Annotated in this window: 28 protein-coding genes; 11 read left to right on the top strand and 17 right to left on the bottom strand. The window is 70.4% G+C overall.

The window, feature by feature from the left end:
• The first annotated feature begins 7 nt into the window (after window positions 1-7).
• The 5 genes from ABFX54_RS32305 (at window position 8) to ABFX54_RS32285 (ending at window position 5,660) form a co-directional block, all read left to right on the top strand.
• Window positions 8-949: an NAD-dependent epimerase/dehydratase family protein gene (locus ABFX54_RS32305; protein ID WP_346110362.1), complete on the top strand. Its 942-nt coding sequence runs from the start codon at window positions 8-10 to the stop codon at window positions 947-949.
• Between the two features lie 221 nt (window positions 950-1,170).
• Window positions 1,171-2,526, top strand: a complete 1,356-nt coding sequence (locus tag ABFX54_RS32300) for an HD-GYP domain-containing protein (RefSeq protein ID WP_346110361.1) — start codon at window positions 1,171-1,173, stop codon at window positions 2,524-2,526.
• Window positions 2,523-3,815, top strand: coding sequence for an HD-GYP domain-containing protein (locus tag ABFX54_RS32295; protein ID WP_346110360.1), 1,293 nt, complete (start codon window positions 2,523-2,525; stop codon window positions 3,813-3,815). The genes ABFX54_RS32300 and ABFX54_RS32295 overlap by 4 nt, the downstream gene beginning before the upstream one ends.
• Window positions 3,816-4,049: 234 nt before the next feature.
• Window positions 4,050-5,405 (top strand): acetyl-CoA carboxylase biotin carboxylase subunit, encoded by a 1,356-nt coding sequence (locus ABFX54_RS32290; protein ID WP_346110359.1) that lies wholly within the window; start codon window positions 4,050-4,052, stop codon window positions 5,403-5,405.
• A 42-nt stretch (window positions 5,406-5,447) separates the two neighbouring features.
• The gene (locus tag ABFX54_RS32285; protein WP_345389604.1) at window positions 5,448-5,660 is read left to right on the top strand and encodes a biotin/lipoyl-binding carrier protein; all 213 of its coding nucleotides are present in this window, start codon (window positions 5,448-5,450) and stop codon (window positions 5,658-5,660) included.
• Here ABFX54_RS32285 and ABFX54_RS32280 read toward each other — a convergent pair.
• Window positions 5,650-6,030 (bottom strand): thioesterase family protein, encoded by a 381-nt coding sequence (locus ABFX54_RS32280; protein ID WP_346110358.1) that lies wholly within the window; start codon window positions 6,028-6,030, stop codon window positions 5,650-5,652. The genes ABFX54_RS32285 and ABFX54_RS32280 overlap by 11 nt on opposite strands.
• 260 nt (window positions 6,031-6,290) lie before the next feature.
• On the opposite strand from ABFX54_RS32280, the gene ABFX54_RS32275 reads away from it, so the two are divergent.
• The gene (locus tag ABFX54_RS32275) at window positions 6,291-7,919 is read left to right on the top strand and encodes a serine/threonine-protein kinase (RefSeq protein WP_346110357.1); all 1,629 of its coding nucleotides are present in this window, start codon (window positions 6,291-6,293) and stop codon (window positions 7,917-7,919) included.
• A gap of 5 nt (window positions 7,920-7,924) precedes the next feature.
• Here the strand turns inward: ABFX54_RS32275 and ABFX54_RS32270 are convergent, their stop codons facing one another.
• The 6 genes from ABFX54_RS32270 to ABFX54_RS32245 all read right to left on the bottom strand — a co-directional run bounded on the left by ABFX54_RS32270 (window position 7,925) and on the right by ABFX54_RS32245 (window position 13,825).
• The gene (locus tag ABFX54_RS32270) at window positions 7,925-9,571 is read right to left on the bottom strand and encodes an acetolactate synthase (protein WP_346110356.1); all 1,647 of its coding nucleotides are present in this window, start codon (window positions 9,569-9,571) and stop codon (window positions 7,925-7,927) included.
• Between the two features lie 68 nt (window positions 9,572-9,639).
• Window positions 9,640-10,419 (bottom strand): DUF4097 family beta strand repeat-containing protein, encoded by a 780-nt coding sequence (locus tag ABFX54_RS32265; RefSeq protein WP_346110355.1) that lies wholly within the window; start codon window positions 10,417-10,419, stop codon window positions 9,640-9,642.
• Window positions 10,416-11,072: a response regulator transcription factor gene (locus ABFX54_RS32260; RefSeq protein WP_346110354.1), complete on the bottom strand. Its 657-nt coding sequence runs from the start codon at window positions 11,070-11,072 to the stop codon at window positions 10,416-10,418. Before ABFX54_RS32260 ends, ABFX54_RS32265 begins: the two co-directional genes overlap by 4 nt.
• Window positions 11,063-12,223 (bottom strand): sensor histidine kinase, encoded by a 1,161-nt coding sequence (locus tag ABFX54_RS32255; RefSeq protein WP_346110353.1) that lies wholly within the window; start codon window positions 12,221-12,223, stop codon window positions 11,063-11,065. The genes ABFX54_RS32260 and ABFX54_RS32255 overlap by 10 nt, the downstream gene beginning before the upstream one ends.
• Before the next feature lie 137 nt (window positions 12,224-12,360).
• Window positions 12,361-13,080, bottom strand: a complete 720-nt coding sequence (gene bioD, locus ABFX54_RS32250; protein ID WP_346110352.1) for a dethiobiotin synthase — start codon at window positions 13,078-13,080, stop codon at window positions 12,361-12,363.
• Window positions 13,081-13,105: 25 nt separating this feature from the next.
• Window positions 13,106-13,825 carry a GntR family transcriptional regulator gene (locus ABFX54_RS32245; RefSeq protein WP_346110351.1) on the bottom strand — a complete coding sequence of 240 codons (720 nt, stop codon included), beginning with the start codon at window positions 13,823-13,825 and terminating at the stop codon, window positions 13,106-13,108.
• 487 nt (window positions 13,826-14,312) lie between these two features.
• On the opposite strand from ABFX54_RS32245, the gene ABFX54_RS32240 reads away from it, so the two are divergent.
• Window positions 14,313-15,782 (top strand): histidine kinase N-terminal domain-containing protein, encoded by a 1,470-nt coding sequence (locus ABFX54_RS32240; protein WP_346110350.1) that lies wholly within the window; start codon window positions 14,313-14,315, stop codon window positions 15,780-15,782.
• A gap of 150 nt (window positions 15,783-15,932) precedes the next feature.
• On the opposite strand, the gene ABFX54_RS32235 is transcribed toward ABFX54_RS32240, so the two are convergent.
• Both ABFX54_RS32235 and ABFX54_RS32230 read right to left on the bottom strand, forming a co-directional pair.
• A complete protein-coding gene (locus tag ABFX54_RS32235) occupies window positions 15,933-16,187 on the bottom strand; it encodes a WhiB family transcriptional regulator (RefSeq protein WP_346110349.1) in 255 nt (84 codons plus the stop codon).
• 269 nt (window positions 16,188-16,456) lie between these two features.
• Complete coding sequence (locus ABFX54_RS32230; protein ID WP_346110348.1) at window positions 16,457-17,434, bottom strand: diacylglycerol/lipid kinase family protein; 978 nt, start codon at window positions 17,432-17,434, stop codon at window positions 16,457-16,459.
• An 89-nt stretch (window positions 17,435-17,523) separates the two neighbouring features.
• Between ABFX54_RS32230 and ABFX54_RS32225 the strand changes: the two genes are divergently transcribed.
• The gene (locus tag ABFX54_RS32225; protein WP_346110347.1) at window positions 17,524-17,907 is read left to right on the top strand and encodes a hypothetical protein; all 384 of its coding nucleotides are present in this window, start codon (window positions 17,524-17,526) and stop codon (window positions 17,905-17,907) included.
• Between the two features lie 6 nt (window positions 17,908-17,913).
• Here ABFX54_RS32225 and ABFX54_RS32220 read toward each other — a convergent pair whose 3' ends face one another.
• The 3 genes from ABFX54_RS32220 to sodN all read right to left on the bottom strand — a co-directional run bounded on the left by ABFX54_RS32220 (window position 17,914) and on the right by sodN (window position 19,678).
• Entirely contained in the window at window positions 17,914-18,693 is a 780-nt protein-coding gene (locus tag ABFX54_RS32220) for an RNA polymerase sigma factor SigF (RefSeq protein WP_346110346.1), read from the bottom strand.
• 17 nt (window positions 18,694-18,710) lie between these two features.
• Window positions 18,711-19,148, bottom strand: coding sequence for an anti-sigma factor (locus ABFX54_RS32215; RefSeq protein WP_346110345.1), 438 nt, complete (start codon window positions 19,146-19,148; stop codon window positions 18,711-18,713).
• Between the two features lie 128 nt (window positions 19,149-19,276).
• The gene (sodN, locus tag ABFX54_RS32210; RefSeq protein ID WP_106252185.1) at window positions 19,277-19,678 is read right to left on the bottom strand and encodes a superoxide dismutase, Ni; all 402 of its coding nucleotides are present in this window, start codon (window positions 19,676-19,678) and stop codon (window positions 19,277-19,279) included.
• A gap of 89 nt (window positions 19,679-19,767) precedes the next feature.
• On the opposite strand from sodN, the gene ABFX54_RS32205 reads away from it, so the two are divergent.
• Window positions 19,768-20,085 (top strand): S24 family peptidase, encoded by a 318-nt coding sequence (locus ABFX54_RS32205; RefSeq protein WP_346110344.1) that lies wholly within the window; start codon window positions 19,768-19,770, stop codon window positions 20,083-20,085.
• 74 nt (window positions 20,086-20,159) lie between these two features.
• On the opposite strand, the gene ABFX54_RS32200 is transcribed toward ABFX54_RS32205, so the two are convergent.
• The 5 genes from ABFX54_RS32200 to ABFX54_RS32180 form a co-directional block, all read right to left on the bottom strand.
• Window positions 20,160-20,351 (bottom strand): CGNR zinc finger domain-containing protein, encoded by a 192-nt coding sequence (locus tag ABFX54_RS32200; RefSeq protein ID WP_346110343.1) that lies wholly within the window; start codon window positions 20,349-20,351, stop codon window positions 20,160-20,162.
• Window positions 20,351-20,590: a hypothetical protein gene (locus tag ABFX54_RS32195; RefSeq protein ID WP_346110342.1), complete on the bottom strand. Its 240-nt coding sequence runs from the start codon at window positions 20,588-20,590 to the stop codon at window positions 20,351-20,353. The genes ABFX54_RS32200 and ABFX54_RS32195 overlap by 1 nt, the downstream gene beginning before the upstream one ends.
• Before the next feature lie 151 nt (window positions 20,591-20,741).
• Entirely contained in the window at window positions 20,742-21,485 is a 744-nt protein-coding gene (locus ABFX54_RS32190) for an amino acid ABC transporter ATP-binding protein (protein WP_346110341.1), read from the bottom strand.
• Window positions 21,482-22,309 (bottom strand): amino acid ABC transporter permease, encoded by an 828-nt coding sequence (locus tag ABFX54_RS32185; RefSeq protein ID WP_346110340.1) that lies wholly within the window; start codon window positions 22,307-22,309, stop codon window positions 21,482-21,484. Before ABFX54_RS32185 ends, ABFX54_RS32190 begins: the two co-directional genes overlap by 4 nt.
• Window positions 22,310-22,312: 3 nt before the next feature.
• Window positions 22,313-23,173: an ABC transporter substrate-binding protein gene (locus ABFX54_RS32180; protein WP_346110339.1), complete on the bottom strand. Its 861-nt coding sequence runs from the start codon at window positions 23,171-23,173 to the stop codon at window positions 22,313-22,315.
• A gap of 273 nt (window positions 23,174-23,446) precedes the next feature.
• On the opposite strand from ABFX54_RS32180, the gene ABFX54_RS32175 reads away from it, so the two are divergent.
• The gene (locus ABFX54_RS32175; protein ID WP_346110338.1) at window positions 23,447-24,658 is read left to right on the top strand and encodes an NAD(P)-dependent malic enzyme; all 1,212 of its coding nucleotides are present in this window, start codon (window positions 23,447-23,449) and stop codon (window positions 24,656-24,658) included.
• 267 nt (window positions 24,659-24,925) lie between these two features.
• Window positions 24,926-26,284: an NsdA family TPR-like regulatory protein gene (locus tag ABFX54_RS32170; protein WP_346110337.1), complete on the top strand. Its 1,359-nt coding sequence runs from the start codon at window positions 24,926-24,928 to the stop codon at window positions 26,282-26,284.
• Window positions 26,285-26,301 lie beyond the last annotated feature (17 nt).

Genomic DNA, 26,301 nt, shown 5'->3' with positions numbered 1-26,301 from the left:
TCACCCCATGCGCGTGTTGGTCACCGGGGGTGCCGGGTTCATCGGGTCGAATCTCGTCGATCGTCTGCTCGCGGACGAGCACGAGGTGCACGTGGTCGACGACCTGTCCACCGGCAAGAGGGAAAACCTGGCCGGCGCGGCGGCGCACGACCGCTTCACCCTGCACGAGATGGACATCCGCGATCCCGCGCTGGTCGCGCTGACGACCGAGCTGCAGCCTGAGGTGGTCTGTCACCTGGCCGCGCAGATCAGCGTGCGCAAGAGCGTGGCCGATCCGGTGCACGACGCCAGGCTCAACGTCGAGGGCATCGCGGCGGTGCTGACCGCGGCCCACGAGGGGCGCACGCGCAAGGTGGTGTTCGCCTCGTCCGTGGCCGTCTACGGGCGCCCCGCCACCATCCCGGTGCCGGCCGACGCCGCGACCGACCCGCGTTCGCCGTACGCGGCCTCGAAGCTCAGCGGCGAGATCTACCTGGCCACGTTCCGCGCTCTCTACGGCCTCGAATACACCACGCTGGTGCTGTCCAACGTCTACGGCCCGCGGCAGTCGCCCGACGGCGAGGCGGGCGTGGTGGCGATCTTCACCGACGCGCTGCTCAACGGCACGCCCACGGTCCTCTACGGCGACGGCACCCAGACCCGCGACTACGTCTTCATCGACGACGTGGTCGACGGCTTCGTCAGGGCGTGCGGCGCGGAGGGCAACGGGCGCAGGTTCAACCTCGGCACCGGCATCCAGACCACCGACCGCCGCCTGCACTCCCTCATCGCCGACGCGGCAGGCGCCCAGGACAAGCCGGGTTTCGCGCCGCCGCGTCCCGGCGATCTGCCGGCGATGGCGGTCGATCCGGTGCCGGCCCACGACGGGCTGCGCTGGCAGCCGCGCACCGACCTGCCGACCGGGGTGAAGAAAACAGTCGAATGGGCCGCGAATCGTCGCGTGAAGTAGTGGCATGATTACGCTTTGCTTGCGATTTCCGACTCCGCCCTTGCGCCCACGCCGACTTCTGTAGCGTGAACCCCACAAGTCGACGTGGAGGCGTGGGGATGATGAAGGTTATGGTCGCCCGGCTGCTCACGACCATCGTGCTGATCACCCCGGTGATCATGGTGGTCGGCGGGGCGGTGCCTCCTGGGGTGTCCTGGACCTGAACACCGTGGGGGGCCGCAATGCGTGAACTGCCGTGGCCCGCAAGGGTCTATCTGGTCGCCGTGATCGGTGCGGCGGCCGCTCTCATCGGACGCAGCGTGCTCGTCTCCGGCACGCCCGTGGCCGTGGAGGATCTCGACATCCTCCTGGTGCTCGCCCTGCTGTTCCTGGTGTGCGAGTCGATGCCGACGCTGCTCAACGTGGAGCAGTTCGCGGTGTCGGTCAGCTTCTCGGCCTCGCTGGCGGCCGTGGTGCTGATCGGGCCGGAAGGCGCCGCGCTGGTCGGCTTCACCGCGCTCTTCAGCGTCCGGCCGGGGCTGCCGCTGGTCAAGCGGCTGTTCAACGGGGCCCAGTTCGCCATCTGCGGCTACGCCGCCGGGCGGGTCTACGAGGCGCTGGACGGCCGGGTGGGGGTGCCGGAGGTCAACGCGTTCGACGACCTCATCGGCCCGTACGCCGCGGCGACCGCCGTCTTCGTGCCTCTCAACATCGCGCTCACGCTCACCATGATCGGGCTGGCCACCCACGTGCGGGCCACCGAGATGCCGGTGCGGGGCATGGCCCAGTTCCTGCTGTCCTATCTCGGCTACGGGACGTTCGGGCTGCTCGTGGCCGGGCTGTGGGCCACCGTGGCGTCGATCTCGGCGGTGCTGGTGCTGCTGCCGCTGTTCGTGGCGCGGTGGGCGTTCGGCCAATATCACGCCCAGCAGCGCTCCTACGACGCCACGATCGCGGCGCTCTGCCAGGCCGTGGAGACGAAGGACTACTACACCAGGGGTCACTGCACGCGCGTCTCGCACGCCTCCTCCATGATCGCTCAGGAGATCGGCATGGGGCTCGAACGGGTGCGCGCCATCCGTTACGCGGGCATGCTGCACGACGTCGGCAAGCTCGGCGTGCCCACCAAGGTGTTGCAGAAGGACGGGCCGCTGACCGAGGAGGAGTTCGCCGCGATCCAGCTCCATCCGATGCGCGGGCTGGAGATCGTGCGCGGCATCGGCTTCCTCGACGAGGCCTACGCCGGGATCATGCACCACCACGAGCGCCACGACGGCACCGGCTACCCGATGGGGCTGGCCGGTGACGAGATCCCCGAGTTCGCCAAGGTGATCGCGGTGGCCGACGCGTTCGACTCGATGACCTCCGACCGCTCCTACCGGGGCGCGCGGCCGGTGCCCGTGGCCGTGGACGAGCTGCGCAAGAGCGCGGGCACCCACTTCGACCCGGTGATGGTGGCGGCCTTCATCAGGGCGCTCGAACGCGAGCCGTGGCAGCCGCCGCGCCGGGTCGACCCGCCGCCGCCCGAGGCCGCCGAGACGCCGATCAAGGACCACGACGACCCGACCATGCCCATCCAGGTCGTGACCGGGCCATGATCACCACAGAGCGTGTCAGGCGTGCCGAACGGTCCAGGCGCACGGTCCTGCGCCGGCTCGACTCCGGGCAGTTGCTGCTCATCTGCGCGGCGGGCATCGTCGCGCTGGCCGGCGTCATCTACACCGCGGCCGTCGGGCTGGAGCGTCCGCAGATCGCGGTCGGGTTCGGAGCGTTGATCGCCGTCGGCGAGCTGGCCAGGCTCACCATGCCGGGCAACAGGGAGGTGGCGCCGATCGACGCCGCCGCCGCGCTCGGCTACACGCTGCTGCTCGACCTCAGCCAAAATCCGCTCACCCACCCCGCGTTGCAGGTCGTCGCCGTGATCGCGGTCGGCATGGTCGCGGGGGCGCTGCCGCACCTGGCGGTGGGCCGCCCGCCGCGCCTCGACGCGATGGCCAGGCGGCTGCTCACCGGCTCGCTGCTGGCCTTCGCCTTCCGGCCGCTGGCCGGCACCCTCTACGAGCTGACCAAGCCGCCGACCAGCACGTGGTGGCCGGCGCTCGCGGTGATGGTGTCGCTCATCGCGGTCACCCTGCTGATCGACGTGCTGATCGCCGCGATGTTGCGGGCCGAGCAGGTGCGCACGGCGTTCAGGGTGGCCGTGCGCGACGAGCTCAACATGGCCTTCCCGCTGGGGGCCGCGGTGGCCTCGTCCGGCGTGCTGCTGGCGCTGGCCACGCACAGCATGGACCTGGTGGCGCTGCTGGTGTTCGCCGCGCCGCTGCTGGTCACGCAGGTGGCCTTCCGCAAATACGCCGGCATCAGGGCCACCTACCTGCAGACCGTGCGCGCCCTGTCGCGGGTGACCGAGGTCGGCGGCTACGTCGAGCCAGGGCACTCGCGCCGGGTGAGCCGCCTGGCCGTGGCCATCGGCAGAGAGCTGGGCATGGCCGAGCCCGAGCTGCTCGAACTCGAGTACGCCGCGCTCATGCACGACATCGGCCAGCTCTCGCTGCGCGACCCGATCCCGGGCGGCGCGACCGTGCTGACCGATCCCGAGCAGGCGCGCCGCATCGCCGAGCTGGGCGCCGAGGTGATCAGGCAGACCGGGGTGCTGGACCGGGTGGCCGAGGTGGTCAGCCGGCAGTGCGACCCGATCAGCGACGACCCGCCGCTGTCGAGCCGCATCATCAGGGTGGCCAACGCCTACGACGACCTGGTGGGGCCGTCGACCGACCGCGACCGCGGGGGTGCGGCGCTGGAGCGGATCCGGTTGTCGTCCGGCAGCGCGTACGATTCTCATGCGGTCGAGGCGCTCGCCCGGGTGATCGACCGCGGGCGCGTCTGAGACCGTACGCGTCGTACGCGTAGTTTCGAGACGCACAACGCCCGGACATTCCGGGAGCCCTTGCCCGGCGCCGCGACGGGCGCATTCCTGGGGCGCGTTCCTGTCCTACAGTCCGCGGAGCGACAGCCGTGTTTACGGACGCTCACCTTTGTAGGATTTCTACAGATCGAACTCGCCGGATCGGTGGTTTCGGGGGAAAGGGGTCAGGCCGTCGGCGGCCATAGGCTGGTCGGCGTGCTTAATGAGACGCTCGGATCCGTTCTGATCGCCAACCGAGGGGAGATCGCGCGGCGGATCATCCGTACGGTCAAGCGGCTGGGCCTGCGGGCCATCGCGGTTCACTCCGAGGCCGACGCCGACCTGCCGTTCGTGCGTGAGGCCGATGAGGCCGTGCTGATCGGCCCCTCCAGTCCCGCGCAGAGCTACCTCGACGTCGCGAAGGTGCTGGAGGCGGCCCGCGCGACCGGCGCGAAGGCGATCCACCCCGGTTACGGCTTCCTCGCCGAGAACGCCGCGTTCGCCAGGGCCGTGATCGACGCCGGGATGGTCTGGATCGGGCCGGCGCCCGAGGCCATCGACAAGATGGGCGACAAGATCAACGCCAGGAATCTGATGGAGGCCGCCGGCGTGCCGGTCGCCGCGGGCACCCGCGAGCCGGTCACCGATCTGTCGCTGGCGCTGAAGGCCGCCGAGAACATCGGCTACCCGGTCATGGTCAAGACCGCGGGCGGCGGCGGTGGCATCGGGATGAGCGTGGCGCACGACGACGACGGGCTGCAGAAGGCGTACGAGCAGGCGGCCAGGGCGGCGGCGCGCTTCTCCGGCGACGCGCTGGACGGCCCCGCCGTGCTGCTTGAGCGCTACATCGAGCGGGCCCGCCACGTCGAGGTGCAGATCCTCGGCCTTCCCGGCGGCCGGGTCGTGGCGCTGGGCGAGCGCGACTGCTCGGTGCAGCGCCGCCACCAGAAGGTCGTCGAGGAGTCCCCGTCGCCCGGCATCACCCCCGAGCTGCGCGAGCGCATGCTGGCCGCCGCCGTACGCGTCGGCGAGGCCGTCGGCTACCTGGGCGCGGGCACGGTCGAGTGCCTGGTCGACGCCGACAAGCAGGACTTCGTCTTCCTGGAGATGAACACCAGGCTGCAGGTGGAGCACCCGGTCACCGAGCTGGTCACCGGGCTCGACCTGGTCGAGCTGCAATTGCGGGTCGCCGCGGGGGAGAGCCCCGAGGTGCGGCCGGAGCCCCGTGGGCACGCGATCGAGTTCCGGGTCTACGCTGAGGACCCGAAGCGGTTCTTCCCGGGGCCGGGCACGATCACGGCCTGGGACGAGCCGTCCGGCGACGGGGTGCGGGTCGACTCGGGCTACGTGGCGGGCAACACCGTCACGCCGTTCTACGATCCGCTGATGGCCAAGCTCTGCGTCTACGGCTCCGACCGGGCCGAGGCGCTGGAGCTGGGCCGCAAGGCTGTGGCGGAGTTCACGGTGGAGGGGCCGAAGAACAACCTGCCGTTCTGTGCCGAACTGCTGGAGAACGCGGAGTTCGCCACCGGCGACTACGACACCGGTCTGGTCGCGCGGATGCGCGCCTAGACCGCATGAGACCGTTGAAGCACGCGAAGAAGGGGAGTCCCGGTGGCTGAGGTACGCGCTGAGATGGTGGCGAACGTGTGGAAGGTCGTCGTCAAGGAGGGCGACACCGTCTCCGACGGCGACACGCTGGTCATCCTGGAGTCCATGAAGATGGAGATCCCGGTGATCGCCGAGGACGACGGTGTGGTGGCGCAGCTCAAGGTGGCGGAGGGCGATGTCATCCAGGAGGGCGACCTGATCGCCGTCATCGAGTAGCGCGGGCCATGAATCCGGCGCGGTCGACCACGACGCGTTCGATCGTGCCCTTGCCGACGACGGTCCGCCGGTCGTGGGCCTCGAAGGCGAAGACCAGCCGCCGGCCGTCGACCTCCGTGAGCTCCACACCGACCTGGACGTGGGTGCCGAGCGGGCTGGCGGCGGTGTGCTCAAGCTCGACCCGGGTGCCGACGGACGTCTCGCCCGGGGCGAGGTGCCGCTCGATCGCGCGCATGGTGGCCGCCTCGGCCAGCGCGAGCAGCCGGGGCGTGGCCAGCACGGGCACGTCGCCGCTGCCGAGCTTCTTCGCGGTGTCCTCCATCTCGACCATGATGAGCAGCTGGGCACGCAGGCCGGGAACGAGCGTCATGGGATCACCCTATGGTGGCGAGGGGTGCGGGCCGTCGGATCCGGGGGGTGTTGACTTGCCGGAAACGCGGACAAGTGTGGCACCAAGGCCCCAGGATAGGCTTTGTACGGCTTGAGGCATTTAAGTGGCATGTGGGACAGGTGAGTCGTACACTCTCTGAGTTCCGTGACCACTGTGTTACCTCACCGCGACACAAGTTCGCTTTGTTGAGAACGGCGGGGTGGGAGAGGTTTCGGACGTAGGGGGGTAGCGGGGGAATCATGGTGGCCCAAGGGACGACGCTGGCGGGGCGGTATCGACTGGATACCCGCATCGGCGCCGGTGGCATGGGCGAGGTGTGGCGAGGCGAGGACATCGTGCTCGCCCGCACCGTCGCCGTCAAAGTGCTGCTCCCAGGCCGTATGGAGGACCCCGGGTTCGTCGCTCGCTTCCAGGGGGAGGCGCGGGCGATGGCCACGATCAACCACTCCGGCGTGGTCGACGTCTACGACTACGGCGTCAGCGGCGACACCGTCTACCTGGTGATGAAGTTCGTCGACGGCGAGCCGCTCGACCGGCTGCTCGGTCGGCTGGGCCGCATCCCGCCGCAACCGGCCATGGAGCTGATCGCGCAGGCCGCCTCGGCGCTCCAGGCCGTCCACGACCAGGGCATCGTGCACCGCGACGTCAAGCCGGGCAACCTGCTCGTGCAGCGCGACGGCACACTCGTGCTCACCGACTTCGGCATCGCGCGCTCCGACGTGGCCAACCGGCTCACCGACGCCGGCATGGTGCTCGGCACCGCCGCCTACTGCGCTCCCGAGCAGGCCGAGGGCGCGCCCGTGACGCCCGCCGTCGACATCTACGCGCTCGGCGTGGTCGCGTACGAGTGCCTGGTGGGGCAGCGCCCGTTCGACGGCGAAAGTGCGGTCACGATCGCGCTGAAGCACATCCGGGAGGCCCCGCCGCCGCTGCCGCAGGACATCCCTCCGCCGGTGCGCAACCTGGTGGAGATCGCTCTGTCGAAGGATCCGACCAGGCGTTACCCGAGCGCCAGGGCGATGAGCGAGGCCGCCCGCGCCATCGCCAACGGGCAACTGCCCGCGGACCTGCCCGCCACCCCGCTAGCCACCGGCGCCACCATGGCGCAGCCGCGCGACGGCTATCAGCAGCAGCAGCACCACCAGCAGCAGCACCAGCAGGGGGATCCGGCCTACCAGACCGGCGTCAGGATGGTCCACGAGGACACCACCCTGAGCGAGCGGCGCGGGGGAAGCAGGCGCGCCGCGGCCAAGGGCTCGCGCAGGACCGGGCTGATCGCGGGCATCGCCGCCGCGGTCGTGCTCGGCGCGGGCGCCACCGCGGTGGCCCTGACCGGCATCACCAACGTGGGGCTGCCCGAGCCGACCGTCAGCTTCAGCGACATGAGCAACCTGAAGCCCACCACCAAGTCGGCCAAGCCCAGCAGGACCCCCACCAAGGATCCCGAGCCCACACCGACGCCCGACAGGTCGACCAGGGTGCCGACGCGAACGCCGACGCCCGACAGGCCGACCAGGACGCCGACGAAGACGCCCACCAAGTCGCCGACGACCAGCCCGTCCCCTTCCAAGTCGCCCACCCCCACGACGACGGTCAAGACGATCCTGGTGCCGGACGTGGTCGGCAGGCGCTTCCTGGACGCGCAGAGCATGATCGAGGCGGCGGGCTTCCAGTCGAAGACCGACGACCGCACGACCACCGTCGACGGCCGGCGCTGCGGCAGGATCCAGAAGACCACGCCGAACGCCGGAGTGAAGCTGGAGGAGGGCAAGACGGTCGTGATCCTCCTCGTCGACAGCGCCTGCCCCGAGGACGAGCCGCCGGAGACCTCCACCCCGACGCCGACGAAGACACCCACCGCGAAGTAGCGCGCTCAGACCCCCGTCGTGTTGCGGGGGTAGGCGACCTGCGGATCGGTGGCGATGTTCACCATGTACGGCAGGCCAGAGTCGAACGCCCGGCGCAGGGCGGGGCCGATCTCCGACGGCTTGGTGACCAGCTCGCCCCCGCCGCCGAGGGCAGTCACGACCTGGTCGTAGCGGCACTGCGGCTGCAGCTCGGCCGCGACGTCGTAGCCGTACAGCAGTTGCATGGGGTGCTTCTCCAGGCCCCACATGCCGTTGTTGCCGCAGATCATCACGACGGGGAGCCGGTGGCGGACGAGGGTGTCGACGTCCATCAGCGAGAATCCGGCCGCGCCGTCGCCGAGCAGCAGCACCACCTGCGAGGACGGCCTGGCCAGGCGGGCGGCGATGGAGTAGCCGAGGCCGGTGCCGAGGCAGCCGTAGGGGCCCGGGTCGAGCCAGTTGCCCGGCTGCTTCGGCTCGACGTACTTGCCGGCGTAGGAGACGAAGTCGCCGCCGTCGCCGATCACCACGGCGTCGTCGGCCAGGATCTTGCCCAGCTCGCCGTAGATCCGCATGGGGTGGATCGGGTCGGTGTCGGCCGCGAGCAGCTCGGCGTCGCCGGCGATGGCCGCGGCGGCGCTCTCGGACAGCTTCGACACCCACGAGGCGTACGCGTCGGGCTTGACCCCGGCCTCGCCGCAGGCCGTTCCGAGGCTCCAGAAGACCACCGACAGGTCGCCGGCGGCGGAGGCGGCCGGCTGCATGTGGGTGGTCAGCTGCGAGGGCGCGTCGGCGATGTGCACCACCCTGGCCAGCGGCGCGCCCTCCTTGCCGCCGAACCAGCCGTAGCCGAGCCGGAAGTCGAGCGGTGTGCCGACCACGATGACCAGGTCGGCCTGGGCGAAGGCCAGGCCGCGGGCCCTGGTGACGAGCAGCTCGTGCCCTGAGGGCAGGATGCCGCGGCCCTGGCCGTTGGGGATGACCGGCAGCCGCCAGGTCTCGGCGAAGTCGCGGGCGGCCTCCTCGGCGCGGTCCATCCACACGTCGGAGCCGTAGACGAGCACCGGGCGCTCGGCCTCGGCCAGCAGGCGCGCGATGCTCGCCAGGGAATCGGGGTCGGGTTCGAGCGGCGAGGGGCTCTGCGTGCGCACCTCGTGGACCGGCGAAGGCGAGAACAGGTGGTCCATGTAGACGTCGAGGAAGACCGGGCCCCGGTGCGGCGCCGTCGCCGTGCGGAAGGCCACCTCGACCTCCTGGCCGACGGACTCGGCGTCGGACGCCGTGAACGCCAGCTTGGTGATCGGGTCGAGCAGCGGCGGGTGGTCCATCTCCTGCAGCGCGCCGCTGCCCCAGCGGGACTGCGGCGCCCGGCCGCCGAGCACGACCACGGGCGAGCCGTTGAAGTGGGCGGTCGCGACACCGCTGACGCCGTTGGTGATGCCGGGGCCGGCGGTCAGCACGGCCAGACCGGGTCTCCTGGTCAGCCGGGCCGTCGCCTCGGCGGCGAACACCGCGCTCTGCTCGTGACGTACGTCGAGGATGCGCATGTCCTCGTGCACCGCGCCGTCGTAGAGGGGGAAGACGTGCCCTCCCGACAGGGTGAACATGGTCTCGACGCCATAGGCCTTGGACACGGCGACGGCGGCGTCACCGGCGTGCTTCGCAGACTCCATGCCGGGGAACTTACCAATGAGTCACAAGAGTAAACAGACCTTCGGCGACGCGTAGATCATCGCCGGGATCATCGTCGGCAGCAGACGCTCACCATGCCGTCGGTAGTGCCGACGACGATCTTCTTCGAGGAGGTGGCGCTCCGCCTGACGCCGACCGTGGTGTTGACGCCGGTGGCCTTCACGTCGTAGACGCCCCCCGGCACGTCGAGGGCGACGTCGCCGCTCGTCCGCACCACGGCCTTGACGCTCGACGGCACGACGGTGAACAGCAGCTTGACGTCGCCCGAGCCGACCTCCACGTCGGCGGTGTTGCCCGACAGCCCGGCCCCGTCGACGTCGCCCGTGCCGGTCCTGGCCCAGACGTCGCCGGAGATGGCGTTGAGGCGGACGTCGCCGGACACCGAGGTCACGCGGACGTCGGAGAACAGCTCGTCGACCGAGAGCAGGCCGCCGGTCGTACGGGCCTCCAGGTCGGTCTCCGGCGGCACCGACAGCCGGTAGTTGGCCAGGCACAGCGGGCCGTCCGGCTGGTCGGAGCCGGGGCAGGCGGCGTCGAGCCGCAGCGTGGACGTCTCGGCGTCCCAGTCTTCCGTGACCGTCGGCCGTTCGCGCGACCAGTGCAGCTCCCGATCGATCCGCAGCTCGCCCGCCTGGCCCGCCACGACGTCCAGGTTGACCTGGCCCCGGCCCGTCCTGATGTGCACCTGGCCGTCCTCGAAGGGGATGGACCTGCTGGTGAAGTCGGTCGGCATCCTGGCCCTGGCGAACCCGTCCCAGATGCCGATCGTGGAGATCACCAGCGCGATCACGGTCGCCACGGCGCCGCCGGTCAGCCACGCGGCTCTCACGGCAGGCTCCTGATCTTGAGGAACTGCAGCACCGCCAGGACGCGCCGGTGATCGCCCTCGGCGGGCGAAAGGTCGAGCTTGGTGAAGATGTTGCCGATGTGCTTGCCCACGGCGCCCTCGCTGAGCACCAGAGCCTGGCCGATGCCGGCGTTGGAGCGGCCCTCGGCCATCAGCTTGAGCACCTCGTGCTCCCTCGGCGTCAGGCGTTCGAGCGGGTCGCTGTTGCCGCGCAGCAGGAGCTGGGCCACGACCTCGGGATCGAGCGCGGTGCCGCCCGAGGCGACCCTGCGCAGCGCGTCGATGAACTCGGCCACGTCGGCCACCCGGTCCTTGAGCAGGTAGCCCACGCCGCCGGTCGCGGCCGAGGCGAGCAACTGGGCCGCGTAGCGCTCCTCCACGTACTGGGAGAGCACCAGGACGGCCAGCTTCGGCTGCTGGCGGCGCAGCACGAGCGCGGCCCGCAGGCCCTCGTCGGTGTGTGTGGGCGGCATCCTGACGTCGGTGACGACCAGCTCGGGCCGGTGCTCCTCGGCGGCTCTCAGCAGCCCCTCGGCATCGTCCACGGCCGAGACCACCTCCATGCCGGCGGCGTCGAGGAGCCGGATCAGGCCCTCGCGCAGCAGCACGGAATCCTCGGCCAGCACTACTCGCACGGCAAGTCCACCTCGATCGTCGTCGGTCCGCCCAGCGGGCTGGACAGGCGCAGCGACCCGTCGACGGAGTCGATCCGCTGGGCCAGGCCGCGCAGCCCGGTGCCGCCCTCCATTCTGGCCCCGCCGCAGCCGTCGTCGTAGACGAGCACGTGCAGCCGGTCGCGCTCGCGCCGCACGCTCACCTCGGCCCGCGTGGCCGCCGCGTGCTTGGCGATGTTGGTCAGCGCCTCGGACACGGTGAAGAACGCCACCGCCTCGATGGTCGGAGTGGTCCGCCGCTCGATGTCGACGCGGAGCTTGACGGGGAAGGGGGCGCGGGCGGCGACGCCGGACAGCGCCGCGTCCAGGCCCTGGTCGTTGAGCACGGCGGGGTGCAGGCCGCGGACGAAGTCGCGCAGCTCCTTGAGCGCCTGCTTGGCCTCCTCGTGGGCCTGCTCGATGGCCTCGCGGGCCGGTTCGGGCAGGTCGGTCAGGGTGGCCCTGGCCAGGCCCAGGTTCATGGCCAGGGAGACCAGCCGCTGCTGGGCGCCGTCGTGCAGGTCGCGCTCGATCCTGCGCCGCTCGGCGTCGGCCGCGTCGATGACGCCGGCCCGGCTCTCGGTCAGCGTCTCGATCCGCTGCCCCAGCTCGGACCGGCTCGGGCCGAGCAGCGTACGGGCGACCGACAGGTCCAACGCCGCCATGCCGCGCGCCAGCACCGGAGCGAGCAGCAGCAGGGCGGCCCCGATCAGCATGAAGACGACCACGACCCGGTTGTCCCTGAGGTCGAAGAGGAACTCCAGCGGCGGACGCTGCACCTTCGCCGGCAGGAACGCCAGCAGCCCCACGATCGCGCCGCCCCACACCACCGCCACCAGGAACGCCCCCGCCAGGCTCACGAACGGCGACAGCAGGTGGTAGCCGATCTGCCGCCACGTGGCCGGGCTGCGCCAGCTCCCGGGGGAGCGCACGGGCGGGATGTGCGCGCGCTGGAAGGCGTCGAACCTGGAGCGCTGCACGCCGGTGAACACCGGCACGGCCCGCTTCAGCACGGGCGGGACCGGGGCCAGGATGAGCGTCAGCCCGCCGAGCAGCACGCCGACCGGCAAGCCGATCATCACGTGGGCCGTGTCGAGCCACGCCCGCGCCGACCACGGGCGGGGGACTTTCATGTCGTCAACGGTATTGACCGGGGGCGCGGACGGGAAATGGGCCTGGTGTGCTGGTCCATGGTGGGGTTAGCCCCACCATCGATGGGTCGATGGGTCGGTGGGTCGGTGGGTCGGTGGGTCTGGGGGGTCTGGGGGCGTCAGAGGCTGTGACGCGCCCTGAACTCCGCCGGGTCGAACGCGCCGGCGAGCGCGGCGCCGAGCCCCTCGCGGGCCGCCTCCGCGAACGCCTGCCGGTCGGGCAGCCCGCCGGCCCCTTCCCGCAGCGCCCCCGCCAGCGGACGCGCGGCCAGCATCTCCAGGTCGGCCACGCTGCTGCGCTCGGCCGTCCCCGGCGTGCCGGGCCAGCTCCCGATGACGATCCCGGCCAGGTCGAGCCCCCGGTGCGCGAGCGCCTCCAGGGTGAGCGCGGTGTGGCCCACGGTGTCGCCGCCTGCGCGCACCACGACCAGCACCTGCGCCCGCAGCGTACGGGCCAGGTCGGCCACGGTGGCGCCGTCGTCGTCGTAGCGCTCCAGCAGCCCGCCGGTGCCCTCCACGACCACCAGGCGGTTGCTGTCGGCCAGCTCGCGCACCAGTTCGGCGGCCCCGTCGAGCGACACCGGCGGGGTCCCCGCGACGCGGGCCCCCGCCGCGGGCGGGAGCGCGCAGGGGAAGCGGCCGAGCTCGAACGTGGTGCTGATCCCGGAGAGCCGGATCACCTCGTCCACGTCACCGGGCGCGCCGGCCGCCACGCCGGTCTGGGCGGGTTTGACCACGGCCGCCGCTGACCCGCGGACCCGCGTCAGGGCGGCCAGCGCGGCCGTGACCACGGTCTTGCCCACGCCCGTGCCGGTGCCCGTGACCACGATGATGCTCATGTTCCCAGCGTAGGAGCATGATCGGTCAGGGACGGCGAAGGCGGGTGACGAACTTGTAGCGGTCGCCGCGGTAGAGCGACTGGGCCCACTCGACGGGGTTGCCGTCGGCGTCGAAGGCGTGGCGGGTGAGCAGCAGCATCGGCAGGCCCACGTCCACGCCCAGGGCCTTGGCGTCGTAGGGGGTGGCCAGGACGGTCTCGATGATCTCCTCGGCGTCCGTCAGCCGTACGTTGTAGGCGTTGTGCAGCGTCTCGTACAGGGACGCGTGCACCTCCAGCTCGCGCCGCAACCGGGGGAAGCGGCGCGCGGACAGGTGGGTGGTGTCGATCGAGACGGGCTCGCCGTTGGCGAGCCTGAGCCGGTGGATGCGCAGCACGCGCCCGCCGGGGTTGATGGCCAGCCGGCGCGCCAGCGCCTCGTCAGCGGTGAGGTAGCCGATCTCCAGTATCTTCGTGTCCGGCTCCAGGCCGGCCGTGCGCAGATCCCCGATGTACGACGTCAGCTGCAGCACCTGCGCGACCTTGGGCTGCGCCACGAAGGTGCCCTTGCCCTGGATGCGCAGCAGCCGCCCCTCGACCACGAGCTCGGTCAGTGCCTGCCGCACCGTGGTGCGCGAGGTCTCGAAGCGGACGGCGAGCGTGCGCTCGGGCGGCAGCGCCGTGCCGGGAGGGAGGGTCTTGGTGAGTTCGAGCAGGGCCCGTTTCACGTCGTAGTACTTCGGTACGCGGGGGCTGTCGTCGCTCACGCTCTCACCTTCACTTCTGCCACGGCGGTGAGGGCGTGTCTGATCACCGCGAGATCATCGGAACTCACTTTGGCCCGAGTGGTCAACCGCGGGCTTGCACAGCCGACCGGCGCCGTGCGCGTACGGGTGCGGGCACGCGCGGATCCGGGCAGCTCAGGTTGATGGTGAAGGATATCCACAGCAGCGTGCGCGATCGCAACCGAGGCGGGTTCGCGCGTCGTGTCGCGGCTCGGCCACCTGCCCGTGTGGATCACCTCCGGCTCGCCGCTCAGAGTCACGTCCCGGATGCGAGACGGCATCGGCGGTGTGATGGTTCTCACAGTATGAGATTTCGGGAAAAGTCCAGCTAGGTGGGACAGTGCCGTATCTGCGCTCAACATGCGAGTGAGCCGTTGTGCGGTGCCGTACGATTCCGTCGCCGCAGGTCAGAGGGGGTCATGCGCGGGCCGGTTTGGTTGTTGCGGGGAAAAGCACGCATGATGCAGTCGTGCCGACTCTCAGCGACCTCGTAGCCCGCCACACCGCGCTCGACGAGGCGGATCTCGACTGGTTGCACTCGCTGGTCTCCGACTGGCAGCTGCTGGCCGACCTGTCCTTCGCCGACCTCGTCCTGTGGGCGCCGCTGCTGGGCGAGAACGGCTGGATCGCGATCGCCCAGATGCGCCCCACGACCGGCCCCACCGTCTACCACGACGACATCGTCGGCAGCGTGGCCGCCAAGGGCGAGCGCCACCTCATCGACACGGCCTGGAACGAGCGGCGCATCTGCCGCGAGGGCGATCCCGACTGGTCCACCGGCGTCCCCGTCAGGGAGGAGACGATCCCCGTGCGCCGGGCGGTCGAGGGCGGCGAGGCCCGCTTCCTCGCGGTCATCCAGCGCTCCACCAACCTTTCCTCGGCCCGCACACCGTCCAGGCTGGAGCTGACCTACCTGCAGAGCGCCTCCGACCTGGCGCAGATGGTGGCCGAGGGGCGCTTCCCGTTCTCCGGCGAGGAGCCGATCCTGGTGCGCTCGCCCCGCGTCGGCGACGGGCTGCTCAGGCTCGACCGGGCCGGCCGGGTGACCTACGCCTCCCCCAACGCGCTGTCGGCGTACCGGCGGCTCGGCCTGCACGCCGACCTGGTCGGCGCCGAGCTGGGCCGGGTCACCGCCGCGCTGTGCTATTCGGACGAGCCGATCAACGAAGACCTCATGATCGTGGCCAGCGGCCGCGCGGCCAAGGAGACCGAGGTCGAGTCCGGCGGCACGATCGTGCAGCTCAGAGCCATCCCGCTGATCGTCGGCGGCGGCCGGATCGGCGCGCTGGTGCTCATCAGGGACGTGACCGAGCTGCGCAGGCGCGAGCGCGAGCTGATGACGAAGGACGCCACGATCCGCGAGATCCACCACCGGGTCAAGAACAACCTGCAGACCGTCGCCGCCCTGCTCAGGCTGCAGGCCAGGCGGCTGCAGGTGCCCGAGGGCCGCGAGGCGCTCGAGGAGGCGGTCCGCCGGGTGGGATCGATCGCCATCGTGCACGAGACCCTGTCTCACGCGCCCGAGGAGTTCGTGGACTTCGACGAGATCGCCGACCGCGTGTTCGCCATGGCCGGTGAGGTGTCGTCGCCCGAGGTGGCCGTCACGCCCCGGCGGGTGGGGGTGTTCGGCGTGCTGCCCTCGCTCATCGCCACACCGCTGGCGATGGCGCTGACCGAGCTGTTGCAGAACGCGTTGCAGCATGGGCGGCCCAAACGGCTGGAGGTGGTGGCGGAACCCACGGCTGAGCGGCTCACCGTGACCGTCTGGGACGACGGGCTCGGCCTGCCCAGCGGCTTCGACCTCGACAGTTCGACCAGTCTGGGGTTGCAGATCGTGCGCACGCTGGTGGAGGGAGAGCTGTCCGGGCGGCTCACCATTGAGCCGCGCCTGGAAGGCGGCACGGAGGTCGTGCTGTCGATCCCGCTCCCGTCCGGCTGACGGCGCCGCACGCGCGGGGCCGCCGTACATCGGGGGAGAGGGCCGGCCGCTACAGGTCGGCAGTCGGTCGGTGGATCGGGGATCCGGCCCACGCCGAGGCGGGCCGTGCCGGCTCGTGGCCGGGTCGTTCGGCGGGGTCGTTCGGCTGTGTCAGGCCGTGAGACGGGCGCGGGTGCGCGCGGAGCGGCGCTTGAGCGCGCGGCGCTCGTCCTCGCTCAGACCGCCCCAGACGCCGGCGTCCTGGCCGGACTCCAGCGCCCACTTCAGGCAGGATTCGACGGCCGGGCAGGAACGACAGACCTGCTTGGCCTCTTCGATCTGCATGAGTGCGGGGCCGGTGTTGCCGATCGGGAAGAACAACTCGGGGTCCACGTCACGGCAGGCAGCTCGGTGGCGCCAGTCCATGCGTCCACTCCTTAGTAGATGGAGCCTCTGGTCGGCTCCGCGCGGCTACTTTGTGAAGAGTTTCACTAACTTGCGCGAACAATTACCCGGCTCCGTGTGTGGACCGGGCTTGCCCGCTGACGGTCAGGTCAGAACCTCGGGGTGTTAAAGGTCCTACCTTCCGACATCCCTGAGCTTTTCAGCCACGGAGAGTGCACGCAAGGGGGTTGACGGGAAGTTTTGGCGGTTATGGATGTCGGATGCGTCACACAATGACCGAATGTAACCAGCTAGACCAGCACTTGTAACGCGTTCGGGGTAGACCGGAAAGTTACTGATTCCCGTTCGCCCAGGTAGTCACCGTCCAGTTGAAAGGCCACCGGGCGTTGCGCGGTGAGCGTGAACTCGGCCTCGTCGTGGAGCTGCACGAGGTTCCGGCCGGACGGAAGAATGTCACTCTCCGTAAGGATATGACGGATGACTCCGGCGAGCGTCATCGGGCCCATCCGGCGCAGCCCGAGAAGGTCGAGGCCGGTCTCGAAACTGGCCCAGGGGGTCGGGCGGACGGGCTTGCTGCCCACGTACGTCCACGGTGAGGTGTTGGAGATGATCGCCATGAAGACGCCTCTGGCCGCCGGGATGCCGGGACCGGTCACCGTCATCGCGGGATGCCGCTTGTCCGTGGCCAGATAGTGCCTCAGAGCGGTGTTCACATACCGTGTGGGGGTAGCTTTACGGCCGGTGCCCCGCAGGCCCTCCACGGCCCGTACAACCTCTGCGTCGTATCCCATCCCCGAGCAGAAGGTGAAATATCGCGACTGGCCCTCCCAGAGGGCTTGCCCCAAACCCACCGTCCTGCGCCGGCCCTCCCTGAGCGCCTCCAGCACGACTCCGGTGGACTCCGTCGGGTCGTTCGGCAGGCCGAGCGCGCGGGCGAAGACGTTCGCGCTGCCGCCGGGGATGACCACGAGCGCCGGCCGGCCCGCGCTCGGGTCGTCGGTGTACTCGTTCTTGAGCGGGGTCGCGTCGCCGTTCACGGGGTTCAGCAGGCCGTTGACGGTCTCGTTGATCGTCCCGTCGCCGCCCAGCACGGCGACGACGTCGTAACCCTTGGCCCGGGCGGTCGCGGCTAGCGCCGCGGCGTGGCCGCGGTAGCGGGTCTCCTCGACGGCGAGCTGCACCGCCGCGCCGAGCGCGCGGATCAGCACGTCCCGGGTGCGGGCGTTCGTGGTGGTGGCCTTGGGGTTGACCAGCAGCATGGCGCGCATATCGCCAGCGTAGCCGGTGAGGTTGTCCGGCTTATCGGCCGAACGTCCCGTTTCTCTCGGCAACCGGGCCGGAGGGTAGGGTACGGACCGTGAACGGTCGCCCGCTTACCCTTCTCATCGCCGCCGCGGTAGTCGCCGTGGAGGGCCTGGTCGCGCTCGGGCTCGGCGTCTTCGTCGCGGTGGAGACCCTGACCGGGACACCCGACGACATGACCTCCGCCGTGGCGGAGGCGGTGTTCGGGCTGCTGGTCGGCGCCGGTCTGCTCTGGGTGGCGTGGGGCGGGCTGTTCCGGATGGAGCGGTGGGGGAGGTCGCCGGCCGTGGTGACCCAGATCTTCATGCTCCCCGTCGGCGGGACGCTCATCACGTCGGACCTGCCGCAGCTCGGCATCCCGCTGATCGTGGTGGCACTGGCGGGACTCGCGGCGCTGCTGGCGCCCCCCACCACCCATGCTCTCTACGGCGACGGTTAGTCGCGGTCAGTCGTCGGCGGTCAGGCCTTCGCGCAGCTGGGCCAGCGTGCGGGCGAGCAGCCGCGAGACGTGCATCTGGGAGATGCCCAGCTCGGTGGCGATCTGCGACTGCGTCATGTTGCCGAAGAAACGCAGCAGCAGGATGCGCTTCTCCCGCGGCGGCAGCCGTTCGAGCAGCGGTTTGAGCGACTCGCGATATTCGACGCCTTCGAGCGACTCGTCCACGATGCCGAGGGAGTCGGACACCGCGGGGGCGTCGTCGTCTCCTGAGTCGGGCGCGTCGAGGGAGACCGTGGAGTAGGCGTTGGCCGACTCGAGCCCCTCGAGCACCTCCTCCTCGGTCATCTTCAGGTAGGTGGCCAGCTCGGACACGGTCGGCGCGCGGCCCTCGCGCTGCGACAGGTCGCTGATCGCCTTGGTCAGCGAGAGCTTGAGCTCCTGGAGCCGGCGCGGCACGCGCACCGCCCAGCCCTTGTCGCGGAAGTGCCGCTTGATCTCACCGACGATGGTGGGCGTGGCGTAGGTGGAGAACTCCACACCGCGGTTGAGGTCGAACCGGTCGATCGACTTGATCAGACCGATGGTCGCGACCTGGGTGAGGTCGTCGAGCCACTCGCCCCTGTTGCGGAAGCGGCGGGCCAGGTATTCGACCAGGGGAAGGTGAAGCTCGACCAGCTCGTCCCTGATGCGCTGGCGGCGCGGCTCCTCGGGGCCCAGCTCGGCCAGCTCGGCGAAGAGCATGCGGGCGCGCACCCTGTCGGGCACGGCGTGTTCGCTCGTGGCCATGGCTCCAGTCCTTTCCGTCACGCCGGCCCCGCCGCACTGTGGGCCGCGCCTCGGCGCTTGCGCAGGACGATCGCCATGCGATCAGGAGAGTCGGTCACGGCGTCCACGTCGTCGGCCAGGGCGGTCAGCACCATCCAGGCGAAGTCGTCACGCTTGGGCGCGGAGCTGCCGACGGTGGCAACCTCGACCCTGACCTGCATCTCCCGCCCGGTGAGCTCGAACTCCGCGGTCAGGTCGGTGCCGGGCACCGCCTCGCTGAGCAGCATCGCGCAGGCCTCGTCGACCGCGATCCGCAGGTCCTCGATCTCGTCCAGGGTGAAGTCAAGCCGCGCCGCCAGGCCGGCGGTAGCCGTACGCAGCACAGACAGGTAGGCACTCGCCGCGGGGAGCCTGATGCTCACCACGTCACGGATGCCGGCCACGCCTGCCGCGCGCGTCTCGGTTTCCTCGGTCACGTTCCTCCTCGCGAATCCGACGCTGACTGCAACTTACCGCCCCTGAGCGGTGCTTGGACTATTCAGACTCGCCATCAACGGAAAAGGCTCTGCGCGGCCTGCCGCCACGCAGAGCCTTATGTGCCGTTTTAGGCGGCCTTGGTCTCCCAGAAGATCTTCGAGATTTCGTCGATCTTGCCAAGCAGGTCCTCGGCCTTGGCCACGTCGACGGTGCCCTTGGCACCCGCCGCGCCGGCCAGCTTCGTGGCGTCCCAGAAGAGCTGGTGCAGCTGCGGATACTGCTCCAGGTGCGGCGGCTTGAAGTAGTCGGTCCACAGCACCCACAGGTGGTGCTTGACGAGCTCGGCGCGCTCTTCCTTGATGGTGATGGCGCGGGCGCGGAAGACCGGGTCCTCGTTGCCGGCGTACTTCTCCATGATCGCCTTGACCGACTCCGCCTCGATGCGGGCCTGAGCGGGGTCGTAGACGCCGCAGGGCAGGTCGCAGTGGGCGGAAGCGACATGCTTGGGTCGTAGCAGTCGTGCGAGCATCAGAAAATCCTTCCTGGATGCTGAATCAGCTTGGTCCACAACCGACCTTACTCGTGTCTCAACACCTGCGGACTAGGGGGTAGCGGCCGATGAGAGTGCGTGTCGAGGGCGACTCGATGCGGCCGGCGCTGGTGCCGGGCGACTGGCTGCTCGTACGGAGGGGCGCCGCGGTGCGTCCTGGCGACCTCGTGGTGGCCCGGCTGCCCGGCGATCCCGATCGGCTCATCGTGAAACGGGCCCAGTGGCACGGGGCGGACGGTTGGTGGCTGGAGAGCGACAACCAGCGGGCCGGCGGGCGCAGGGACAGCTGGGACTTCGGCCCCGTGGAGGACATCGTGGGCCGCGTGGTGCTGCGTTACTGGCCGCTGGGACGGCGGCACGGGAAACGGGGCGTGAAACGGGGCTGAGCAGGCTGTGGGGTCCGCGTGGGGTCCGTGTGGAGGCCGCGTGGAGGCCGTGGGGGAGCGGCGCCGAGGGCCGTTCAGGGGGCTGGGGCGTCGTTCCTGCGACGGGCGCGGAAGGCCGCCACGTTCGCGCGGCTGGCGCAGCGGGCCGAGCAGTAGCGGCGGGAACGGTTGGAGGAGGTGTCGAGGAAGGCCAGGCCGCAGTGCGGCTCCCGGCAGCGGCCCAGCCGGTCCACGCCCAGCTCGGCGACGGCCGCGGCCAGGCCCATCACGGCGGTCGCGGCCGGGTCGTCGGCCAGGTGCAGGTGCCAGGGGCCGTCGTGGTCGGAGAGCTGGGGGCGTACGGGATAGCGCGCGAGAGGGCGTTGAGCAGCCCGGCCACGGCCCGGTCGTCGCCGGCCGCGTCGAACACGCCGGCCAGCTCGTCCCGCAGCCGCCTGAGCTCGGGCGGCGGCTCGGGATCGTTGGCCAGCCGGACCGCCCACTCGGCGTAAGAGGTGAGGTCCATCCCGATCCATTACAGCAGAGGCGGGGAGGCCCGGCGAAACAGGCGGCCGGGGCTCCGGCATGCCGGTGAGCGGTGGCCGGGGCTCCGGCATGCCGGTGAGCGGTGGCCGGGGCGCCCGCGTTCGACGCGAGCACCCCGGCCACCGCGGCACTCAGCCCTCGGGGTGCAGGACGCGGTGCAGGAAGGCGCGGGTGCGCTCCTGCCGCGGATCGCCGATCACCTGGGCGGGCACGCCGTCCTCGACGATCACTCCGCCGTCCATGAACACCACGCGGTCGGCCACCTCCCGCGCGAAGCCCATCTCGTGGGTGACCACCAGCATGGTCATCCCCTCCTCCGCCAGCTTGCGCATGACGGTGAGCACGTCGCCGACCAGCTCGGGGTCGAGCGCCGAGGTGGGCTCGTCGAAGAGCATGAGGTCGGGGTTCATGGCCAGCGCCCTGGCGATGGCCACGCGCTGCTGCTGGCCGCCCGAGAGCTGGCCGGGCAGGGCGTCGCACTTGGCGCCGACGCCGACCTTGTCCAGGTTCTCCCTGGCGACGACCTCGGCCTCCTTCTTGCCGCGCTTCAGCACCCGCCGCTGGGCGATCATGACGTTCTCCAGCGCCGTCATGTGCGGGAACAGGTTGAACTGCTGGAAGACCATGCCGATGCGGCGGCGTACGGCGTCGATGTCCACGTCGGGGTCGGTGACCTCGACGCCCTCGACGAACACCTTGCCCCTGGTCGGCTCCTCCAGCAGGTTCACGCAGCGCAGCAGGGTGGACTTGCCCGACCCAGAGGGGCCGATGACGCAGACCACCTGGCCGGGCTCGACGGTCATGTCGATGCCCTTGAGCACCTCGTTCCTGCCGAAGTACTTGTGCAGGTCGCGCAGCTCGATGGCGTGTGTCATCGCGTCCTCCCCTTACGCCCCTCCAGCCGGGAGGCGAGATAACCCAGCGGGATGGTGACGATCAGGTACGTGATGCCGGCGACCATGATGGGCGTGGCGTTGGCGTACTGGGAGGCCAGGTCGTTGCCGAACTTGGCCAGCTCGACGTACTCGCCGGACACCCCGAGGAACAGCACCAGCGACGAGTCCTTCAGCAGCGACACGAACTGGTTGGTGGTCGGCGGGATGACCATGCGGATCGCCTGCGGGATCACCACGGTGACCTGGGCCCTGGCGGCGGACATGCCCAGGGACCTGGCGGCCTCCGTCTGGCCCTTGGGCACCGCTTGCAGGCCCGCGCGGAAGACCTCCGCCTGGTAGGCGGCGCCGACCAGCCCGAGCCCGAGTATGCCCTGTCCGTACGTGCCGCCGGGCACCTGGAAGCCCGGCAGCGCCAGCGGCAGGAACGTGATCATCAGGAAGATCAGCAGCGCGGGCAGGCCGCGGAAGATCTCGATGTAGACGATCGCGATCCACCGGTACGGCAGGACCTGCGAGAGCCGCATGAGGGCCAGCAGCAGCCCGAACACGAACGCGAAGAGGAACCCGCCCACCGTGTAGATGATCGTGTTGCGCAGCGCGACGGTGAACAGGTCGGGCAGTGCCTCCTTCGCCACGTCGATCTTGGCGAAGTTGTCGGAGAGGCTGCCCCAGTCGGCGTACAGGACGACGGCGACGAGCGCGACGACCAGCACGACGTACTGGACGCCGCGGCGCACCTGCTGCTTCTTCCGGGGGCTGAGCCTGGCGCGCCCAGGCTCAGCCGTCTTCGGCTGGTCGGCCATGGATCAGCTCAGCTCGCCGGGCTTCTTGCCGAACCACTTCACGTAGATCTTCTCGTAGGTGCCGTCCGCCTTGGCCTTGGCGATCTCGTCGTTGATCGTCTTCAGCAGGACGGGGTCGGCGCCCTTCTTCAGGCCGATGCCGTACTGCTCGCCGGTGTCGAGGCTGCCGATGAGCTCGAACTTGGCGGCGACCTCGGGCTTCTTCAGCCAGGTGAGCACCACGGGCAGGTCCTGCACGATCACGTCGGCCTGGCCGGCCTGGAGGGCCAGCAGCTCCTTGGAGGAGTCGGCGTACTCGGTGGGGTCGAACCCGTTCTTCTTGACGTAGTCGAGGCCGGTCGTGCTGGCCTGGGCGCCCAGCTTGAGCCCCTTGGCCTTCACGTCTTCCAGCGACGTCGCGCCCGTGCCCTTCTTGGCCAGCAGGGCCTGCGTGGCGTCGAAGTAGGGGGCGGAGAAGTCGATGTTCTTCTGCCGGTCGGGAGTGATGGTCATGCCGGCCGCGGCGACGTCGCACTTGCCGGCCGCCATCGCGGCGCCGCTCTTGATCACGGCGAAGTCGATGTCGACGATGTTCTGCTCGACGCCGAGCTTCTTGGCGGCCAGGTCGACGATGTCCACGTCGAACCCGACGATCTTGCCGTCGGCGTCCTTGAACTGGAACGGCTCGTACGGGATGTTCGTGCAGACCGTGAGCTTGCCGGGCTGCACCAGCGTGGCGCCGCTGCCGCCGGCGGCGGAGGCGCTGGCACCGGTGGTGCCGGAGCCGGAGCTGGACTCGCTGCCGCACGCGGTCAGGGCGAGAGCAGCCGTCAGGGCGAGCGCGCCGACGGCGTAACCCCGGCGGCCCTGGGGACTGAGGGCCATGTACGGCCTCCTCGAAGTGAAATGCCACGAAACTTGCGTTTTGTGCAGTTTAAATGGCTTTTGCTGCGGTCCGTCATCGGGCGTTTAACGATGCGTCAACAGAACGGCGTCAGGCCCGACACCGCACCGATCCCGACACCATCTCACCATGTGGCACTATGGGGAGACGGGTGACCCCCGAACCCCCTCACGAGACGCTCGGCGAGGGGTTCCTGGCAGCTACAGAAGCCAGCCCGCTCGCGCACGTCCGCCGAAGGTTTACTTCCGCTACCAATGACTCCAGGGGTCGCTGTGGCTGCCACGCCCGCTTCTGCTGCTTCCATCGACACGCTCGATCAGGACCCGGCCTTCGCGCTGCACCGCGGAGGCAAGATAGAGATCCGCTCCACCGTCCAGGTCCGCGACGCCGACGACCTGTCCCTCGCCTACACGCCCGGCGTCGCCCGGGTCTGCTCCGCCATCGCCGAGACTCCCGCCCTGGTCCAGGACTACACCTGGGCCTCCAGGGTGGTCGCCGTCGTCTCCGACGGCACCGCCGTGCTCGGCCTCGGCGACATCGGTCCGGCGGCCGCCATGCCCGTGATGGAGGGCAAGGCGCTGCTGTTCAAGGAGTTCGCCAACGTCGACGCCGTCCCCATCTGCCTCGACTGCACCGATGTCGACGCGCTGGTCGAGACCGTGGTCCGGCTGGCGCCCTCGTTCGGCGGCATCAACCTCGAAGACATCAGCGCGCCCCGCTGCTTCGAGGTCGAGGAGCGGCTGCGCGGCCTGCTCGACATCCCGGTCTTCCACGACGACCAGCACGGCACCGCCATCGTGGCGCTGGCCGCGCTGCAGAACGCGGCCCGCGTGACCGGCCGCTCGCTCGGTGACCTGCGCGCCGTCGTGGCCGGGGCCGGCGCGTCGGGCGTCGCCGTCACCCGCATCCTGCTGGAGGCCGGCATCGGCGACATCGCCGTGGCCGACTCCAAGGGCATGATCTATGACGGCAGAGAGGGCCTCAACCCGGTCAAGCAGGCGCTGGCCCGCGACACCAACCGGGCGGGCCACACCGGCTCCACCGAGGAGGCCCTGGCCGGCGCCGACCTGTTCCTCGGGCTGTCCGGCTCCACCGTGTCCGAGGACGCCATCGCCTCCATGGCGCCGGGCTCCATCGTGTTCGCGCTGTCCAACCCCACCCCCGAGGTGCACCCCGACGTGGCCGCCAAGCACGCCGCCGTCGTCGCCACCGGCCGCTCCGACTTCCCCAACCAGATCAACAACGTGCTGGCCTTCCCCGGCGTCTTCCGCGGCGCCCTCGACGTGCGGGCCAGCACGATCACCGAGAACATGAAGGTGGCCGCGGCCACCGCGCTGGCCGGCGTGGTGGGCGACGACGTCTCGCCGACGTACATCATCCCGAGCCCGTTCGACGAGCGCGTGGCGCCCGCCGTGATCGCCGCCGTGTCCGCCCAGGCCGTGGCCGACGGCGTCGCGCGCGTCTGATCCCGAGCTTCGGCGAGCGGGGGCCTTTCGGCCCCCGCTCGTTCCTTTCTGCAGCTCGAAGGGGCATTGGGAATAGCCGATCCGGCCGTGGGTAGCTCACGTCTCCGTCCAGGGGCGCGGGCGGCGCACGTACGTGCGCCGCGCGGTGGGCGGCTTGGGATGGAGTTGGGGTGGACTTTGAGAACAGGCATAAATCCTTTACGTAAGGTGCTATAACTGTAGCTCTCTGTAATGATGTGGGCGCCGACTCCTGTGCCGAGGAGAGCGATGGAACGCGAGCCGAATCGACTGCTGCAGCACCTCATCGCGGAGGCGGGTTTCTCTCACAAGGGATTGGCCAGGCGCCTCAACGAGCTGGGTGTCGCACGCGGCGCGCCGGGCCTCAAATACGACCACAGCTCCGTCCTGCGCTGGATCGGGGGTCAGAGGCCACGCGATCCGGTGCCATGCCTGCTCACCGAGATCTTCGCACTACGGCTCGGCAGGCCGGTCTCCGCCGAGGACCTCGGCATGCCGGCCGTCATCACCCCCCTCGATCTCGGGCAGGAGTTCACGCACACGTGGCAGGAGGGGATCGCGACCGTGACGGCGCTGTGGCGGGCCGATGTAGAGAGACGCAGATTCCTGATCGACTCGACGTTCGCGATAGGAGCAGGCTCCGTCGGAGCCGTACGCTGGCTGACATCGCCCGCTGAAGGGCGCCCGAGCGGCATGGGGACACGGCGGGTGGGCCGTGCCGACATCGCCGCCATCCATGAGGTCACCCGATCCTTCGGTGAGCTCGACAATCGTTTCGGCAGCGGGCGCGTCAGGTCGTCCGTCGTCAAATACCTCGACACCGCCGTCTCCCCGCTGCTCAAGAACGGCTCGTACGGGCAGAGCACCGGCAGGCAGCTCGCCTCCGCGGCCGCGGAGCTGACCCGCCTGGCCGGCTGGATGGCCTACGACATGGAGCAGCACGGCCTCGCCCAGCGCTATCTGATCCAGGCCCTGCGCCTGGCCAGGGGCGCCGACGACCAGACCCTGGGCGGCGAGATCCTCGCCGGGATGGCCCACCAGGCCATCTACATCGGCCAGCCGGCCCACGCCCTCGACCTGGCCAGGGCCGCGCAGATGGCGGCCCGCAAGGCGGGAGTGCGCACCCTGCTCGCCTCCGCGCACGTCCTGGAGGCCCACGCGCACGCCGGCCTGGGCGACGCCCGCTCCTGCGGGGGGAGCCTGCACGAGGCCGAGCGCGCCTTCGACGTCCGCAGGCCCGACGACGAGCCCAAGTGGCTCAGCTACTTCGACGAGGCCTACCTGTCGGCGAAGTTCGCCCACTGCTTCCGCGACCTGGGGGAGGGCGAGCGGGTGGTGCACCAGGCGCGGCGCTCGCTCGACATGGACTCCCGTTACGTCCGGGGCCGGATGTTCAACCTGTCGCTGCTGGCCGCCGGGCTGCTGCAGTGCGGGGAACTGGAGGAGGCGTGCTCGGCCGCGGCCGGTGCGCTGGCTCTGGGGGGTGAGCTGCAGTCGGCCAGGTCGCGGTCCTACGCGGCCGATCTGCGGCGGCGGCTGGAGCCGTACAAGCAGGAGAAGCCCGTGATGGCGCTGCGCGAGCGCGCTCGCCAGCTCAGCCTTGTGTAAGAAACGGTAAGGCCCGG

The sequence above is a fragment of the Nonomuraea maheshkhaliensis genome (genome assembly GCF_039529435.1).
GTDB lineage: Bacteria > Actinomycetota > Actinomycetes > Streptosporangiales > Streptosporangiaceae > Nonomuraea > Nonomuraea maheshkhaliensis.
This window is presented reverse-complemented; position numbering and strand designations above follow the sequence as displayed.

Excerpts from the sequence above, each read along its gene's own strand:
- ABFX54_RS32190 (WP_346110341.1), bottom strand. The coding sequence starts at position 21,485 with ATGACACACGCCATCGAGCTGCGCGACCTGCACAAGTACTTCGGCAGG.
- ABFX54_RS32200 (WP_346110343.1), bottom strand. The coding sequence starts at position 20,351 with ATGGGCCTGGCCGCGGCCGTCGCCGAGCTGGGCGTGGACCGGCTGGGC.
- ABFX54_RS32270 (WP_346110356.1), bottom strand. The coding sequence starts at position 9,571 with ATGGAGTCTGCGAAGCACGCCGGTGACGCCGCCGTCGCCGTGTCCAAG.
- ABFX54_RS32180 (WP_346110339.1), bottom strand. The coding sequence starts at position 23,173 with ATGGCCCTCAGTCCCCAGGGCCGCCGGGGTTACGCCGTCGGCGCGCTC.
- ABFX54_RS32295 (WP_346110360.1), top strand. The coding sequence starts at position 2,523 with ATGATCACCACAGAGCGTGTCAGGCGTGCCGAACGGTCCAGGCGCACG.
- ABFX54_RS32175 (WP_346110338.1), top strand. The coding sequence starts at position 23,447 with ATGACTCCAGGGGTCGCTGTGGCTGCCACGCCCGCTTCTGCTGCTTCC.
- ABFX54_RS32255 (WP_346110353.1), bottom strand. The coding sequence starts at position 12,223 with ATGAAAGTCCCCCGCCCGTGGTCGGCGCGGGCGTGGCTCGACACGGCC.
- bioD (WP_346110352.1), bottom strand. The coding sequence starts at position 13,080 with ATGAGCATCATCGTGGTCACGGGCACCGGCACGGGCGTGGGCAAGACC.
- ABFX54_RS32300 (WP_346110361.1), top strand. The coding sequence starts at position 1,171 with ATGCGTGAACTGCCGTGGCCCGCAAGGGTCTATCTGGTCGCCGTGATC.
- ABFX54_RS32185 (WP_346110340.1), bottom strand. The coding sequence starts at position 22,309 with ATGGCCGACCAGCCGAAGACGGCTGAGCCTGGGCGCGCCAGGCTCAGC.
- ABFX54_RS32230 (WP_346110348.1), bottom strand. The coding sequence starts at position 17,434 with ATGCGCGCCATGCTGCTGGTCAACCCCAAGGCCACCACCACGAACGCC.
- ABFX54_RS32235 (WP_346110349.1), bottom strand. The coding sequence starts at position 16,187 with ATGGACTGGCGCCACCGAGCTGCCTGCCGTGACGTGGACCCCGAGTTG.
- ABFX54_RS32275 (WP_346110357.1), top strand. The coding sequence starts at position 6,291 with ATGGTGGCCCAAGGGACGACGCTGGCGGGGCGGTATCGACTGGATACC.
- ABFX54_RS32280 (WP_346110358.1), bottom strand. The coding sequence starts at position 6,030 with ATGACGCTCGTTCCCGGCCTGCGTGCCCAGCTGCTCATCATGGTCGAG.
- ABFX54_RS32220 (WP_346110346.1), bottom strand. The coding sequence starts at position 18,693 with ATGGCCACGAGCGAACACGCCGTGCCCGACAGGGTGCGCGCCCGCATG.
- sodN (WP_106252185.1), bottom strand. The coding sequence starts at position 19,678 with ATGCTCGCACGACTGCTACGACCCAAGCATGTCGCTTCCGCCCACTGC.
- ABFX54_RS32195 (WP_346110342.1), bottom strand. The coding sequence starts at position 20,590 with ATGGACCTCACCTCTTACGCCGAGTGGGCGGTCCGGCTGGCCAACGAT.
- ABFX54_RS32305 (WP_346110362.1), top strand. The coding sequence starts at position 8 with ATGCGCGTGTTGGTCACCGGGGGTGCCGGGTTCATCGGGTCGAATCTC.
- ABFX54_RS32170 (WP_346110337.1), top strand. The coding sequence starts at position 24,926 with ATGGAACGCGAGCCGAATCGACTGCTGCAGCACCTCATCGCGGAGGCG.
- ABFX54_RS32205 (WP_346110344.1), top strand. The coding sequence starts at position 19,768 with ATGAGAGTGCGTGTCGAGGGCGACTCGATGCGGCCGGCGCTGGTGCCG.